Origin of the sequence: Hymenobacter jeongseonensis, from assembly GCF_015694725.1 — a bacterium.
GTDB classification, from domain to species: Bacteria; Bacteroidota; Bacteroidia; order Cytophagales; family Hymenobacteraceae; genus Hymenobacter; species Hymenobacter jeongseonensis.
Genome location: NZ_JADQDQ010000002.1, coordinates 659,563 through 675,734, shown reverse-complemented (window position 1 = coordinate 675,734; position 16,172 = coordinate 659,563). Strand labels below are relative to the sequence as shown.

The 16,172-nt window shown below is 64.9% G+C and carries 6 protein-coding genes; 1 reads left to right on the top strand and 5 read right to left on the bottom strand.

All coding sequences use genetic code 11. From position 1 onward, the window contains the following. Nucleotides 1-96 precede the first annotated feature (96 nt). Both I2I05_RS06420 and I2I05_RS06415 read right to left on the bottom strand, forming a co-directional pair. A complete protein-coding gene (locus I2I05_RS06420) occupies nt 97-2,715 on the bottom strand; it encodes a TonB-dependent receptor (RefSeq protein ID WP_230688180.1) in 2,619 nt (872 codons plus the stop codon). Between the two features lie 47 nt (nt 2,716-2,762). Then, a complete protein-coding gene (locus tag I2I05_RS06415; RefSeq protein ID WP_196281390.1) occupies nt 2,763-3,122 on the bottom strand; it encodes a winged helix-turn-helix domain-containing protein in 360 nt (119 codons plus the stop codon). A gap of 244 nt (nt 3,123-3,366) precedes the next feature. Here I2I05_RS06415 and I2I05_RS06410 point away from each other — a divergent pair, with 244 nt between their 5' ends. Further along, entirely contained in the window at nt 3,367-5,832 is a 2,466-nt protein-coding gene (locus I2I05_RS06410) for a prolyl oligopeptidase family serine peptidase (protein ID WP_196281389.1), read from the top strand. Between the two features lie 185 nt (nt 5,833-6,017). On the opposite strand, the gene I2I05_RS06405 is transcribed toward I2I05_RS06410, so the two are convergent. From I2I05_RS06405 to I2I05_RS06395, 3 genes are all read right to left on the bottom strand, one after another. Beyond that, nucleotides 6,018-7,475 carry a T9SS type A sorting domain-containing protein gene (locus I2I05_RS06405; protein ID WP_196281388.1) on the bottom strand — a complete coding sequence of 486 codons (1,458 nt, stop codon included), beginning with the start codon at nt 7,473-7,475 and terminating at the stop codon, nt 6,018-6,020. Nucleotides 7,476-7,543: 68 nt separating this feature from the next. After that, the gene (locus tag I2I05_RS22125; RefSeq protein WP_196281387.1) at nt 7,544-10,858 is read right to left on the bottom strand and encodes a tail fiber domain-containing protein; all 3,315 of its coding nucleotides are present in this window, start codon (nt 10,856-10,858) and stop codon (nt 7,544-7,546) included. 795 nt (nt 10,859-11,653) lie between these two features. Next, on the bottom strand, nt 11,654-16,135 hold the full coding sequence (locus I2I05_RS06395; RefSeq protein ID WP_196281386.1) for a glycine-rich protein: 4,482 nt from the start codon (nt 16,133-16,135) through the stop codon (nt 11,654-11,656). Nucleotides 16,136-16,172: the final 37 nt, after the last annotated feature.

The following is a 16,172-nucleotide window of genomic DNA, read 5'->3' as shown; positions in this document are numbered from 1 at the left end:
GCCTGCAGCAAACGCTAAGTGAAAAAAGGCCCGCTCGATGAGAGCGGGCCTTTTTTGTGTGACATTCCCAGACCTGGCGTCCTGGTTGGGCTCAGCCTACAATACTTGGTACGTGACGGCTAGATAGTAAAGTCCGCCCACGCTGGGCCCGCCCAAGTACGACTCGTAGTAGGTATTCAGCGCATTGCTGGCCCCGAGTTTGAAGCGCAGATTTGGGGCCGGTACGGTGTAGCTGAGCTGGGCGTCGAGGGTGCTGTAGGCGGCCACGTTGCCATTCACCAGAAAGGTTTGAGAATAGTAGCCCTGCTGCCAGCGGTAGTTCAGGCCAAAGCCGAAATTGCGGTAAGCTCGCTCGTTGCCCAAACTCAAATTGTAGGCCCAGCGCGGTGTGTTGAACCCGTCTTCCAGTCCGTCGCCCGATTCGGTGCGGGCTAGGCGGGTGTAGGTGACATTGGCGCCGGCCAGGTAGGAACGGGGCAACTCGTAGCGCAGGCCCAGCGAGCCACCGAAGTTGTACACTTTGCTTTGGGCGTTGGTCCAGAGACGGTAGCGGTTTTGGGTAGCCCGGGTGCTGAGATAAATCGCGGCGGAGTCCGGATTCAGGGTTTTGGGCACGTAGGCCTCCACTTGGGCAATGAAGTCGCGGTAGGTGTTGTAGTAAAAGTCGACATCGGCCAGCAACCGGCCGCCGGGCAACAACGCCGCCTTGTACCCCATTTCCAGGGAGCGGATGTGCTCGGGGTTGAGGTAGGAGTAAGGGTTTTTCACCAGCAGGGCCTTGTTCTGGGCAACGGCCTGGTTTTGAATGGCCTGGCGCTGAGCTGGCGTCGCATTCGAAGGCGTGTTGGCGTTGAGGTAGGCACTGTTTGCGGCCACAAACGCATCGACACTGGTACGCAGGTAGCTGTTTTCAAACACCCCGTCGGACATCACCCGCAGCCCGCCAATTCGTTTCACCTGCCCGCTATTCACGTTCGAAAACCCTTCAAACAAGCTCGGAAACCGGTAGCCTCTCTGGTAGCTGACCCGGAAATTGGCGCGCTGGCTGGGGGAGTACACAGCCGTTAGCCGCGGGTTGAAGCGTGCCGTGAAATAGTCGTTTTTATCTGCCCGCAACGTGGCCGTGAGGCGGATTTTCTCGTTTAGTAGCCGGGCGCCGGCTTGCAGAAAACCGCCGGTTTTGCTGTATGTCAGGTTGCTGTATGGGTCTTGTTTTCTTTTGGGATTGGTGAAATAGTTGCCATCGGGCACCACGATGTAGGTGCGGTGGTCGGCCCCAGCCAGCAGGTCGAAGTTGGCGGGCAGCCAGGTGCGGCCGCCCCGGCGCAGGGCTTCGGAAAGGTTTACCTGGCCTTCGGCGTGTAGTAGGTTGGCCCGCACGCGCAGGGCTGCGCCCACGTCCCAGTTGTTGACGTTCTGCACCCGGTTCAGACCTTCCTGAAACAGCCACGTGCCGGGCTGGGGGCGGTCCGCATCGGCGGCCGTGCGGGCGGTGGCGTGGGCCTGGGCCACTGGCTGGCCGGCCTGCGTAGCCGCGTTCCAGGCGGTGGTGTAGTCGCGGTTCCAGGCCGCATCGGGCTTGAAGCCGCGGTCAATGTTTTCGGCCGCGGAGCGCAGGTTAAAGCTCTGGCCGGTGTTTTCCTGGGTGAAGTAGGCGCGGGCCTGCACCACCGGCCCCGTGAGCTGCAGGGCGTGCTGCTGCAAGCGGTAATTCTGCAACTGAAAGCGGTTCGAGCGTTGGTACACGTTGTCGAACGCGGCCACGCGGTACGTGTAAGCCAGTTCGGAGCCGGGCGTCAAGGCGAAGTGCAGCGCGGCATCGGCCTTGAGGGTGCGCAGGTTATAGTCGGCCACGTCCTGCTCCTGGTAGCCGGTGCGGGCCACCTGGTAGTTTTTGCCGCCCAGGCTCAGCGTGCTGCGGTCCGACGATTCGTTGCCGTAGCTGTTCACGGGGTCGCGGGCGGGGTTGTCGGCTCCCAGCAGGCCGGTACTGGCATTGCCTGTGGGGTTGATGTCGGTTTGGTCGCGGGCCACCCAGTCGTACCCGCGCAGGTAGGTGCCGTTCACTTTGACGGCGAACCGGGGCGCCAGCACCGTGGCGTAGCGCAGGCTGGTTTCGGAGAAGAGCTTGGCCGCACTGCGTGGGTCGTTGAGGTGGTTGACGCCCGTTTTTTGCTGCACGGCCCGGCCCGCCGACTGAAAGGGGTTTTTGGTGCGCAAATTGGCCAGGCCGTTGATGGCATTGAGGCCGTAGAGGGCCGCTGCCGTGCCAGGCACAATTTCCACCGTGTTGATGTCCAGGTCGCTCGGCCCCAATACATTGCCAATGGGCCCGCCGATGTGCGGGGCCTGGTTGTCGATGCCGTCCACGAGCTGGGCAAACCGCACGTTGGTGGTGTTGGCAAAGCCCCGGGCATTGATGACTTTGAACCCCAGGCTGGGCGTAATTACCTGCACCCCTTTGAGGTGTTCGATGGCATCAAAAAAAGAAGGCGCCGGCGTGAGTCGCAGCGCGCGGGGGCCAAGTTTCTCTACGGTCACGGGCGACTGCAGGAAACTCTCCTCCACCTTGGATGCCGACACTACCACTTCCTCCAGTCCTACTTGCCGGCTGGTGTCGGCAGGCGCCACTTCCTGGCCGCTTGCTGGTAATCGAAGAAATAATGCAAAAGCCAGCAGGGGCACGCGCCTGCCAATGAGTACGTGAGGAAGCATAAGCGCAGTCGTTGTATTTGCAAAGATATAACGACTGCGCCTTTGAATTACGACGTGAGCTGCTGCGTCTCGGCCCGCATAAATTCGTGAAAACGAGCCTGCAAGGCCTGAACTTCGGCTATTGCTTCGTGGCCGGCAGCAGTTACCAGCGCGCCGCCACCGCGTGCGCCGCCGGTTTGGGTGGTTACCAAGGGCGTGGCGGCTTGGGCGTTCATGGAGCTCACTAGGTCCCAGGCCCGTTTGTACGACATGCCCATGGCCTGCGCGGCCTTCGAAATGGAGCCCAGCGCGGCAATCTGTTCCAGCAGCTCCAGCCGGCCAATGCCCAGAAAACGGCCGTCGTCGGTTTCAAGCCAGAGGCGGCCGTTGAGCCGGTAGGTTTTGGCGGGGAGGAGTAGCGCTTTCATGCGGCAAGTATAATGGCAGGGATTTTTGGGGCGCGGCGGGCGGCGGTAGCCGGGCGTTTCTAAGCATGGGGGCAGCCCCTGCATTGCAACAATTCAACGAATGGCTTGTCTGTGCAGGCAATGGCCGTTTTGGCGGCCGCTTGCTCCGGCCGCGGGGCGGGCCCAAAAGTTGTACTCGCTGCACTTGCCCCCGGCACTACCTTTCGACTGCGGCAGGCGCCGCTAAATCGTTTCATTCCCGCGTATGAAAAAACTGCTTCTTTCCGCCACCTTGCTGCTGGCCACCGCTGCGGTGGCACAAGCCCAGGATTTCCAGTATAAAACCCCGCCCAAGGCCCTGCAGGATATTCTGCTGGCGCCGCCTACGCCACGCGTGAGTTTGTCCTCGGACGGGAAAACCATGGCCCTGCTGCAAGTGCAGGACTTCCCCACCGTGGCCGAGCTAGCCCAGCCCGAGTTGCGCCTGGCCGGCCTGCGCATGAACCCCCGCACCAACGGCCAGAGCCGCGTGAGCTACGCCGTGGGCATCAAGCTCAAACCTCTGCCCAGCGGCGCCGAAATTGATGTGAAGGGCCTGCCGGCCCAGGCCCGCATCAGCAGCGTGAGCTGGTCGCCCGACAACAAAACCATGGCCTTTGCCCTCACCACGCCCGGCTCCGGCACCGACGGCCGCGTGGAGCTGTGGGTAGCCGACGTGGCCGGCGCCACCGCCCGCCGCCTGCTCGCCACTCCCCTAAACGACGCCTTTGGCAACTCTTTTGATTGGGTGTCGGACAGCAAAACCATCGTGGCCTTCACCGTGCCCGCGGGCCGCGGCGCCGCGCCCGCCGCCGATGCCGCGCCCACTGGCCCGGCCGTGCAGGAAAGCGGCGGCGGCAAAAAAACCGCCGCCCCCACCTACCAGGACTTGCTGAAAAGCCCCACCGATGAGCGGCTGTTCGACTACTACGCCACCTCGCAGCTGGTGAAGGTAAGCCTAGCCGATGGCGCCGCTCAACCCTTGGGCCAGCCCGGCGTGATTCAAACCGCCTCGCCCTCGCCCAATGGCAAGTACGTGCTGGTGCGCACCCGCCACCGTCCTTATGCCTACACGCTGCCCATTAGCCGGTTTCCGCAGCGCATCGACGTGCTGGATTTGGCCAGCGGCGCCTCGGTAAAAACAATTGCTGACCTGCCCCTGGCCGACGCTGTGCCCATCGGCAACGACGCCGCCGCCAGCGGCCCCCGCGGCCACGCCTGGCGCACCGACGTGCCGGCCACCCTCTACTATGTAGAAGCTCAGGACGGCGGTAACCCCAAAACGAAAGCCGATATCCGCGATAAGTTGTTCACCATTGAAGCGCCTTTTGCGGCAGTTCCCCAGGAGATGGCGGCGCTGCCGCTGCGTTTCGGCGGCCTGAGCTGGGGCACTAGCCAGCTGGCGCTGGTGGAAGGCTACCGCTGGGCCGACCGCCACCAGACCACCTGGCAGCTCAACCCCAGCAAGCCGGGTGCCCCGCTGACTGTGCTGTTCGATGGCTCGTCGGAGGATAAGTACAAGGACCCCGGCACGCCCTACGAGCACCGCAACGCCCAGGGTAAGTACGTGCTGCTCACCGGCGGCGCCATGAACCAGACCATCTACCTCATGGGCACGGGCGCTTCGCCCGAAGGCGACCGGCCGTTTGTGGACGAGATGGACCTAATCAGCAAGAAAACTGCCCGCTGGTGGCGTTCGCAAGCGCCGGTGTATGAAGTGCCGGTGGCCATTCTCGATGCCAGCGGCAAGAAGCGGATGCTGCTCACCCGCCGCGAGTCGCTCACGCAGTCGCCGAACTACTACCTGCGCGACGCCACCAAAAAGGACAAGCTCACGGCCGTAACCAAGTTCCCGAACCCCTACGCGGCCTTCGGCGGCAGCTTCCCCAAGCAGGTGCTGAAATACAAGCGTGCCGACGGTGTGGAGCTCACCGCCAACCTGTATCTGCCCCCGAACTACAAGAAGACTGACGGCCCGCTGCCCACGCTCATGTCGGCTTATCCTTTGGAATTCAAGGATAAAAGCACGGCCGGGCAGGTGTCTGGTTCGCCCTACACCTTTACGCGCCTGGGCGGCGGCTCGCCGGTGTTCTGGGTGACGCAGGGGTATGCCGTGCTCGAAAATGCCAGCGTGCCGATAGTAGGGGAGGGCATCAAAGACCCCAACGATACCTACATCGAGCAACTGGTGAGCAGCGCCAAAGCGGCCATCGACGAAGGCGCCCGCCTGGGCGTGGTCGACGCCGCCCGGGTGGGCGTGATGGGCCACAGCTACGGCGCTTTCATGACGGCCAACTTGCTGACGCACTCCAACTTGTTTAAAGCCGGTATTGCCCGCAGCGGCGCCTACAACCGCACCCTCACGCCCTACGGTTTCCAGGGCGAGGAGCGCAACTACTGGCAGGCATCAGAAGTGTACAATGCCATGTCGCCGTTCAACTACGCCGACAAAATCAAGACGCCCATCCTGCTCATCCACGGCGAGGCCGACAATAACACCGGCACCTATCCCATTCAGAGCGAGCGCTACTACGCCGCCTTGAAAGGCCAGGGTGCCACCGCCCGCTACGTGGTGCTGCCCGCCGAAGCCCACGGCTACGCCGCCCGCGAAAACCTGCTCCATGTGCTCTGGGAAACCAATGCGTGGCTCGATAAATACGTGAAAGCCCCCGCGCCTCAGCCAGCCAACTAAGTGTTAATTCGAGAAATAACCCGACGGTCGTGCTGAGCTGGCCGAAGCCTGACCGTTCTTTTTTAGCGGATTGAAGTCGATACCCGCCCGGGGCTGACGCTGGTTTTCAGCTTTCGTTTTGTAAAAAGCCCGGCCTACTGTGCAGTAGGCCGGGCTTTTTGGTAGAACGTTGGCTGTGTCTGATGTTATTCAAGCACCAGTTTGATGGCTTGATGGTGGCTGCCTTGCTGCACCCGAAGCACGTACACGCCCGTGGCCAAGTTGGTCAGGGTGCCCAGGGGCAGGGTGTTGGTACCCGTTAGCACGGTGGTGGTCTGGTTCGTCAACGTCCGGCCCAGAGCATCGGTGAGCTGCCAGCGCAGCGGGCCTGCTGCGCTGGTGCGCACTTGCAGCATCAGGCCCTCGCCGCTGCGAATGGGGTTGGGATAGAGCTGCACCGCGAAGCCGATTGCGCCCTTCACCCGCACCGTGCGCACGGGCGAGTACGTGGCCGTGCCGTCGCGGTCCACCTGGCGGAGGCGGTAGTACACCGGGTCGGCGGCGTAGCGGGCGATGCCGGGGTCTACCAATTGATACTGTTGGGGCTGGCTGGTGCTGCCGTGGCCCGCCACCTGGCCAATGCGGCGAAACACCTGGCCGTCGGGGCTGGCTTCTACGTCGAAATGGTCGTTGTTTTTTTCCGTGGCCGTGGCCCAGCGCAGCAGCGCGTCCTCGCCCTGCGGCTCGGCCGTGAAACGAACGAGCTCAACGGGTAATGGGTCGCTGAAATTACTCACCGTGAAAGTGCCTAGCTGTGTGATGCTGCCCGTGATGCTGCGCGCGGCGGCACTGGCCGCCGTGCCCTGCGGCACCCATGGGCCAGCGGCCGAGGCTGCCTGCCAGAGCTGGCCCAGCGTGGCCAGGTCGAAGCCGTTGTCGTCGTCGCTCACCCAGCTCAGGGTGAGGGCGGCAGGCGTGGCGGCGGTGGGCTGCCCGGCGTTGCTGGCCTCCACGGTCCATACCCGGTCAATGCCCGCCGGCGTCAGGCCGGCCCCGGTGCTGAGGCCCACCGTGCCCAGGCCGGCCGTGCGCGTGATGCTGACCGTGCCCAGGTTCTGCCCTTTGGGGTCGAGCACGGCGCTATTCGGAAAAGTAACGGGGTTTAGGCCGTTCACGGCCGTGCGAACGGCGCGCAGGTTGCCCTGCACGTAGCGGCCGGCCTGCTCGCCCGTCAGGCTGGCGCCTTCGGGCAGGGTGAGGGTAGTGGTTGGCGCCGTGCGCACCAAGCCGTTGAGCAAGGTAAGCTGGCCGCTGATGGTCAGGTCGGCTGGGATGCTGAGCGTGCGCTGGCCCGCGGCGCCGGCATTGTTGAGGGTAAGGTCCGCCACAGTGGCCGCGCCGGGGCTAAATACCTGGTTGGTTGTCCCAGTAAAGCGCAGCAGGCCTGTCGAAGTGAGGGTACCGGCGTTGTTCAGGTCGCCGGTAACCTCCACCGTGCCAGCGTTGAGCAGCGTGCTGGGCGCCGTGCTCTGCACGGCTCCGCTTATGTATAGCACGGCGCCGGACTGGACTGTGATGGCGGCGCCGTCGTTAGTCAGAACCTGGGCGAAGCCGGTCAGGGCGGACGAAAGCAAGCCCAGCGTGAGCGTAAAGCGAATTTTCATATCGAGGAGTAACAATGTAAATGTAAACGCACCGGAGCAGACGGGCTGCTCCGGCACGAAGGCAGCACCTAGTGCTGGGCCTGGGCGCCGCCCGCTTCCAGCGCCTGCAGCCGCTGCTCGAAGCTCTCGGTGGCGGCCGTGGCCTGGGCGGCTTTGGTTTCGGCTGAGGCGGTACGGGTCTTGAGGGCCGCGTTTTCGGCTTCCAGCGCGGCCACTTTGCGGGCCAGTTCCTGGGTGGCACTCACGTTGAGCATACTCAGGGCGTCGTAGTCCACGGAGCGGAAGTCGTCCACATACTTGCCGTACACGAACAGGCCGGCGGCGTGGGCGTCCGTGCTCGCGAAGCGCACGGAGTGGGCATTTACCACGGTCACGTCCACGTCGATGGAAGCGTTGGCAGGAGTGTAGAAGCGCATCCGGCCGCCGGTGGCGGGCAGCTCGTGGGGCTTGGCCGTGGTCACGGTCACTTGGCCGTTGGCGTAGCTCACGCGGGTGGCCTTTTCGTACACGTTGGGCAGGGCTTGGTAGCTGCGGGTAACTGATTGGGGAAGAAGTTCTTCCACTTCCTGGGCGATGACTTTCTTCACCACTTGGTTCGTGTTGTTGACTTGGTCGATGTAGGTGTAGTCGGTAATGCGCAGCTTGTTGAGCAACGCCAAGTCGGCAGCGCGGTTGCTCAGGCCTACCACGCGCTTGATGCGGCGGTCGGAGGTGGTTTGCAGTGCTCCGGCCACAATGTAGCTGTTCACCCACACCTCGCCGCCCTCGAAATAGGCCGACACGGCTTTGCCCACATTGGACTGCGTGGAGCTGACCCCTACGCCGCTGCCGGGGTTGAAAAAGGAGTAGTTACCGCCCGCGGTGATGGCATTAGTGCCGGAAATGGCTGCTTTCACGTGTAGGCGGGCAATGGGGTCGGTGGTGCCGATGCCCACGTTGCCGCCGTTTTTGACGAAGATGCGCCCGGCCGCCACAAAGCTCTCGCTCAGGTTCAGGCCGGTGTTGCTCAAGCTCCAGTTGTACTTATCGACGCCGCTGTCATTTGTGAAGCCCAGCATGGCCCCGTCGTTGTTGGCCCGCACCGTGAGCGGGTGGGCTGGGTTGGTGGTGTTCACGCCCACGTTGCCGTCGGCCGTGATGCGCATACGTTCCACGGCCCCAGAGCCGTTGGCGCTGGTTTTGAAGAGCAGGTGGCCGGTGTCGTCGAAGTCACGGGTCACGGCCTGGATGCCGGCCGAAACCACCGTGCGGTTAAAGCCCACGAAGCTTAGTTCGCCCAGGTTCTGGCCCACGCTGCCGCTCTGGCTGCTTAACTGGCCGATGCTCAGGGCCGTGAGCGGGGCAGTTTTGCCGATGCCCAACCGCTCGCGCACCAGCGCGTAGTTGTCCACTGTGATGTTGTTGCGGAAGCGGGCGTTGTCGCTCACTTCCAGTCGCTCGCCGGGCGCGGGGGTGCCGATGCCCACGTTGCCGTTGCTGAGCACCACAAACTGGTTCCGAAGTCCGTCGCCGTTGGCTGAGATGTAGACGTTGCCGGAGGTGGTGTAGAGGCCCACGTCGTTGCCGCCGCCGCCGAAGCCGCGCCGCAGGCCGTGGCTGCTATTGCCCAGGTACAGCGCCCCAAGTCCACCACCGGTCGTGCCCACCGTGATAGCCGGCGTGCCGAATTCGGCACGCACGTCAAGCTGGGTGTCCGGGCCGGTAGTGCCGATGCCCACCTTGCCGGAGCCGGAAAAAGACAAATTATGGCCGTTTAGCGGGATATCAGCCGCGGCGGTCAGGGCCGAGCCGCCCAGCCGGATGGTGGCCACGCCCCCACTCACGCTGCTGCTCAGGCCGGGGCCGGCGGCGGCGTTGGCGCCGGCTGGGCCCGTGGGGCCGGTAGCTCCATCGGCTCCGGCCGGGCCGGTGGGGCCAGTGGGGCCCGCCGGGCCTTGCGCGCCGGTTGCGCCGTTGGTGCCGTTGGCTCCCGCTACGCCGGCCGCACCAGTAGCGCCAGTAGCACCCGTAGCCCCCTGCGGACCCGCTGGCCCGGCAGGACCGGCCGTAGCCGGTAGAACCACGGTGTTGCCCCCGGCAATGCTCAGGTTTTGCCCGCTCACGCTCAGCGTGGGAGCGGGAACCGAGCCCAGCGTGCCGTCGGCACTCACGGCCACCACGCGCGGCGGGCCGGGAAAGGCGAATACCTGTAGGTTATTACTGTTAGCGTTCACCACGTAGGCCGTGGTGCCGCTCACGGCCACGCTGTTGGGCCGCTCGCCCGTGCCCACGGTGCCCAGCAGCACCGGCGCGCTGGACGTGGCCACATTGAATACCTGCAGGTTGGAACTGCTGCGGTTCGTGACGTAGGCAGTGGTACCGCTCACAGCCACGCTGCTGGGGAAGGCGTCCGTGGTTGCGGTGCCCAGCGGCACCGGCGCACCGGCAGCCGTCACGTCGAATACATGAAAGGTGTTGTTGCCTTGAGTTACCACGTAGGCTGTGGTGCCGCTCACGGCGATGCTCACGGGGAAGGTATTGATGCCGGTGTTGGCGGTGCCCAGTAGCACCGGGGCAGTGGGCGTGGCCACATCGAAGCTGTGGATATAGCCGCCGTAGGTGGCCACGTAGGCCCTGGTGCCGCTCACAACCACGCTGCGGGGCGAGCCGAACGCGCCCACAGAGGCCAGCAGCACCGGGGCGCTGGGCGTGGCCACGTCAAACACTTGCAGTCTGTTGAGGGTGCTGCCCACCACGTAGGCCGTGGTGCCACTCACCGCCACGCTGCGGGGCGCATGGTCGGTGTTGAGGGTGCTCAGCAGCACCGGAGCGCCGGTGCCCGATACGTCGTACACTTGCACGCCGGCATTGACCTGGTTTGCAAAGATGGCTGTGGTTGTCACGTAGGCCCTAGTGCCGCTTACAACCACACAGCTGGGCTGGCTGCTCGTGTTTACACTGCCCAGCAGCACCGGCGCGCTGGAAGTGGCCACGTCGAATACCTGCAAGGTGTTGCTGTTTTGGCTCACCACGTAAGCCCTGGTGCCACTCACGGCCACGCTCAAGGGCCCGTTGCCGACACTTACGGCGCCGGTTGGGGCCGTGAGGAAGCCGGCCGTGGCCGTGGCGCTGTATACCGGCGCGTTCACGCCCAGCGTGCCGTCGGGCAACACCACGGGCAGGCGGTTGGTGCTGCCGCCGAGGCCGCGCACGCGCAGGTTGCCATCAACGTCAAGCTTCTGGGTGGGGGCAGTGGTGCCGATGCCCACGTTGCCGGTCGGTGTGGCGGTCTGGGCCTGGGCGGCAGGGGCCGCGGCCAGCAGGGTGAGGGCTAGCAGCAGGGGGCTGAGCAGACGGGTAGGCCGGGCCAGCACGGCAGTAGTTAGCGAGGAGAAATTAGGCATACGCAATAAGAAATTGGAAAGGAGAAAATAGGCAGCGGCTGTAGCGAGTCAGCTATTAAAATGTATCGAAAGGGAGCTTTGAGTAGCCGGCCAATTTCCCGTCGAATAGTCGGATAGGCAGGCTCTGACCCTGGCCATCGCCTGGGGTGTCGCGCCTCGGTTTAAGGCAGCCGGGCAGCCACTGCGGCTACCTGGCTTCTTTGCAGCCATCCCACGGCCGCGGGCTGTCCTCTGGCGGCCGGACGCTGCCGGCTTCGGGGCCGGAGTCGATATCGGACCGGGGAAAGGCCCGGCCGCTGAACCAGTTACTATCGGGTAGTGAAGCATGGGGCAATAGTCCGGTGTAATAGGCGGTTTTTCCTAAAATGCAGCGTAGACAAAGTGTGTACATAATTTATAATGCATTATAAATCAGTAAACTAATTTCAGATTTCCAGCAAATGACTGGGATGGGATGGCTGCTTTCGGCAGCAGACTACAGTAGCAAAAGGCGTTAGGTTGGTAGCCATCATCCCCTGCTGGCGGCACCCGAAACGCCTCATTCGGTGGGACCAGACCGGGCGCGTGGGCGGCCAGGGCGCACTACTGGCCGGACCGGGGTTGGACCACCCCATAGTGGCCGCATTAAAGCGAAACCAGGTGGCAGGCGGCTATTTGCACACTATCTGCTCTCGCAAAAGACCGCGCCCAACCTAGCTGCGCGGGCGATTTTCACGCGGCCCAACCCCGGTCCGGCCAGTAGTGCGCCCCCAACCCGAGGGCTGGAGGCGTTGCCATTGCGAAACGAATCCGAGCCTACTTGCGGTCCTGGGTGACGCCCGCTTCCAGCGCCCGCAGCCGTTGCTCGAAGCTCTCGGTGGCGGCCGTGGCCTGGGCGGCTTTGGTTTCGGCCGAGGCAGCGCGCGCCTTCAACGCTTGGATTTCGGCCTGCTGCTGGTCGATGAGCTTTTGCTGGTCCTGGATGGCCTGCACCAGCAGGGGCGTGAGCTTGCCGTAGTCCACTGCCCAGGCCCGGCTTACCGTGGCGCCCGCGTCGCCGGGCGTCACGGCCTCGGGGTACACCCGGAACAGGTCCTGGGCCAGGAAGCCGGTGGTGCGGTTGCTGGCCGCCGTGCCGATGAAGTTGTAGTCCTGCACCCGCAGCTTGAGCAGGTCGCTCAGCCCGTAGTGGGTGGGGCGAATGTTCTCCTTCAGGCGCCGGTCCGAAGCCGTGTTGTAGTACACCGTGTTGTTGCCCAAGTTGGCCCCGATGGCGCCAATGGTACCCACGTTGGCTTTGTTGAAGATTAGCAACTCTGTGGAAGTGTTGCTGACCGAGTTGGTGGCCGGAAAGTTGAGTGTAAGCATCCCCGTGGGGTCGTTACTGGTCGAGGTGAGGATGAGCTGCTGGGCGGCGCTGCTCTCGATGTCCAGTTTGGCGTCGGGCGTGAAGGTGCCCAGGCCCAGGTTGCCGTTGTCGATGAAGCGCGCCCATTCTGTCACGTTGTTCAACCCATCGGACTTGCCGAAGCGGACGCCCGCGTACTCGTTGCCGCCGCCTTTTTGGTTAAGGAGCCAGGTTTCGCCCTCCCCGCTGGAACGGTTCCATTGCAGGTAGGCCCCCTGGCGGCTGATGGGGTTTTGCGAGCGGGCCATAATGCCCCCTTCCACGTCCAAGGCCTGCGTGGGGCCGGTGGTACCGATACCAATCTTGCCCGACCCGGAAAACGTGAGATGGTTGCTGCCCAGCGGCACGTCGGTGGCGGCGGTAATGGGACCCAGGCGCAGCGTGGTCACGCTGCCGCTGGTGCTACTGCTCAGGCCGGGGCCGGCGGCTACCAGCGGCAGCAGCACCGTGTTGCCCCCGCTGATGCTCAGGCTCGACCCGCTCACGCTCAGCGTGGGCGCGGTGCCCGACGAGAACGAGCCGTCGGGGTTCACCGTCACCGGCCGGCCGGTGCTGGCCGCGCTAAACACCCGGAGCCTGTCGTTGTCGGCATCGGTCACGTAGGCCGTGGTGCCGCTCACGGCCACCCCAAACGGCCGGTTTGTGCCCAAGGTGGAGAGCAGGGTAGGCGCACTGGGGTTGCTCACATTAAAGAGCTGCAACACGTTGCCGGTTTCGCAGATGACGTAGGCCGTGGTGCCGCTCAGCGCCATGTCGCTGGCCGCCATCGTCGTGCCGATGCTGCCTAGCTGGGTGGGTGAGCCGGGGTTGCCGGCGTTAAAAATCTGCAGGACGCTGGTGCTGGTGCTGTTGTGGCCCACCACGTACACCGTGGTGCCACTGACCGCGAGGCCGGTGGGGTACTGGATGGTGCCGATGGTGCCCACCAGGCTGATGGCGGCCGGGTTGCTGGCGTTGAAAATCTGGACGTTGCTGCTGCTCACGTTGGCCACGTACACCGTGGTGCCGCTCACGGCCACCGTCTGGGGGGCATTGCCCGTGTTGGCGGCGCCTAGCAGGGCCGGCGCCCGGGGGTTACTCACGTCGAAGACCTGCATGGTGCGGCTGTCGTTGTTCACCACGTAGGCCCGGGTGCCGCTCAAAGCCACGTCGTAGGTGTTGTTGCCCGTAGCGATGGAGCTTAGCAAAGCCGGCGCGTAGGGGTTGCTCACATCAAAGAGTTGCAGCGAGCCGCCTTGGTTGGCTACGTAGGCCACGGTGCCGCTCACCTCCACGCTGATGGGCGCCGCGCCCGTGCCCACCGAGCCAATGGCCACGGGCGCACCGGCAGTACCCACGTTAAAGACCTGCAGCGTATTGCTTTCGTTGTTGACCACGTAGGCCGTGGCCCCGCTCACGGCTACCCCGTTGGGGAAGTTGCCGGTGCTGGCCTCGCCGGCTGCCGCGGGCGTGGTGGCCGTGGGCGTGCTGGTGGTGTATACCGGGGCGTTGATGCCCAAGGTGCCATCGGCCAGCACCACGGGCAGGCGGCTGCCGGTGCCGGCCAGGCCGCGCACGCGCAGGCTGCCGTTCACGTCGAGCTTCTGCTGCGGGTCGCTGGTGCCGATGCCCACGTTGCCGGCGCTGGTCACGCGCAGGCGCTCGGCCTCGCTGCCGCCGGCCCCGGACGTGATAAGCACATTACCGCCCTCGCGGCCGGCCAGCAGCAGGTTGCCGCCGTTGGTACGCAGCACGGCGTCGCCGGGCCGGGCCAAGTCAGAGTAGTTGCCGGCGCCCTGGGCCAGACCCAGGTTGAGGGAGCCGCTGCCGTTGCTGAGGCCCACCCCAATGGCCTGGGTGGTGGTGCTGAGCCGGATGCTGCCGTCTTTCACTTCCAGCTTCTCGCCCGGAGTGTTGGTACCGATGCCCACGTTGCCCCCATTGAGCAAGGCAAACTGCGCGGTGCTGGTACCGTTGGCCGAGAGGTAGAGCGTGCCGCTGGTGGTGTAGAGGCCCACGTCGTTGCCGGTAGCGTAGTTGCGCTTCAGGCCGTGGTTGGCATTGCCCAGATATAGTGCCCCAAACACGCCATCGGTGCGGCCCACCGTGATGGCCGCGTTTTCGTCGGTCGTGCGCACGTCGAGCGTGGTAGCCGGGCCAGTGGTGCCGATGCCCAGTTGGCCGGCCTGATTCAGCGTCATCAGCGTGCTGGCAATGCCGGAGCTCTCGCCATACGTTACCCACTGAAACCGTTTATTGGCCAGCGCCGGCACCCCGTAGGTGAGGGCTTCCGACTCCATGAACAGGCCCCAGCGGCCGGCCCCCTGATATTTGCCCGAGCCAAAGGCATCCCAGCTGCGGGTGATGAGCGGCCGGTCCTGCTGGTTGAGCATCACGCCCAGCCCGCCGTTCACGTAGGCATTGCCCGTCACCGTGCTGGTGCCGCCCACGGTGCTGTTGCCCGTCACTGTGCCGTTGCCGCCGATGGTGCCGCTGCCGCTGATGTTGAAGTTGCTGCCGGCCTGCTGGGTGGTAGTATTCTGGATGAAGCCGGCCCCGGTGGCCGTGACGGCCGCCGTGGTCTGGGTGGTGCCGTCGGGGAACTTGAAGCCGCCCACGCTGCTGTACACCGTGCCGGCCACTTGCAGCTTCTCGGTGGCCGCCGTGCCGATGCCCACGTTGCCGCCGCTGCCGATGGCCAGGCCAGTACTGCCACCGTTGCCCACCAGAAGCTTCTCGGCCAGGTCCAGGTTCCGGGTGGCGGTGTGGTTGCCCAGGTTGTCGCCCGGCACGTTCACGAAGTTGCGGCCATCCAGGGCCGGGGCGGCGTAGGAGTTGGGCGAGGTCAGGATAATCACACCATTGCCCGTATTGTAGCTGGCCGTCAGTTGCACGTTGCTGCCGCCGGTGGGCGTCACCCAGGAGCTGCCGCCGCCGCCGCCGCCGCCGCCGTAGGCGAAATACAAATCGTCGGGGGAGCCAAAGCTGCCGCCCCAGTAGCCGCCCCCGCCCCCGGCGGCGTACTCGTTGGGAAAGTGGTTGCCACCCTTGCCAATAGCATTGCCGCTGCTTTGGGTGGCCCCGGCGCCCGGTGCCCCGCCCGGTGGGGATACATTGTCGGTCCGCCCATCTTCCCCGTTGGGCGCGCCGCCCCCGCCCCCGCCGCCGCGCCCGCCGCCGCCGCCGCCGCCGGCAGCGGTCAGGAGCCGGTCGGCGTAGGTATCGCCGCTGGCGCTGGTGCGAATGTCGCTGGCCCCGCCACCGCCACCGCCGCCACCCTGAGGCGGGTTAGGTCCCAAGCCGATGTAGCCGCCATTGCCGCCGCCATTGAAGCCGCCGCCAGTATTGCCCTCATAGAAAGCCGTTTCGCCCTTGCCCCCCACGTAGAGGTATAGCACTTGGCCCGGCGTCACGGTGAGAGTAGCCTGCACCCGGGCACCCCAGCCGCCGGGGTAGCTGCCCGACCGGTCGCCCCGACTAGCGCCGCCCTCCGCCCCGCGCGCCTCCACCTGCAGGCTGGTGACGCCGGCCGGCACGGTGTAGGTTTGCATGCTGCCGGTGTAGGCGAAGGTGACGCTGCTGGCTGGCCCCACAAACTGGTCGACGGCGCTGACGGCCTCGGTCCAGGCCGTGCCGTTCCAGACGTTGAGCTTGTTGGTGCTGGTGTTGTAGATGGTCAGGCCCGCCGCCGTGGCCGCCGGCCGGATGGCGTCGCGCCCGGTCTGCGTCATGCGAGGGGGGAGCAGGCCCTTGGTGCTGCTGCTCACATCAAGCGCGGCCGAGGCATTGGGCGTGGTAGTGCCAATGCCCACGGAGCCGGTGGGCGTGGTCTGGGCCTGGGCGGCCAGGGGCGCGGCGGCGAGCAGCGTCAGGCCCGCCAGCAGGGGAGTAAGCAGGTATTTCTGTGTCATCGGGATTAAGACTAAAAGCGCAGGATATTGAAGAAGA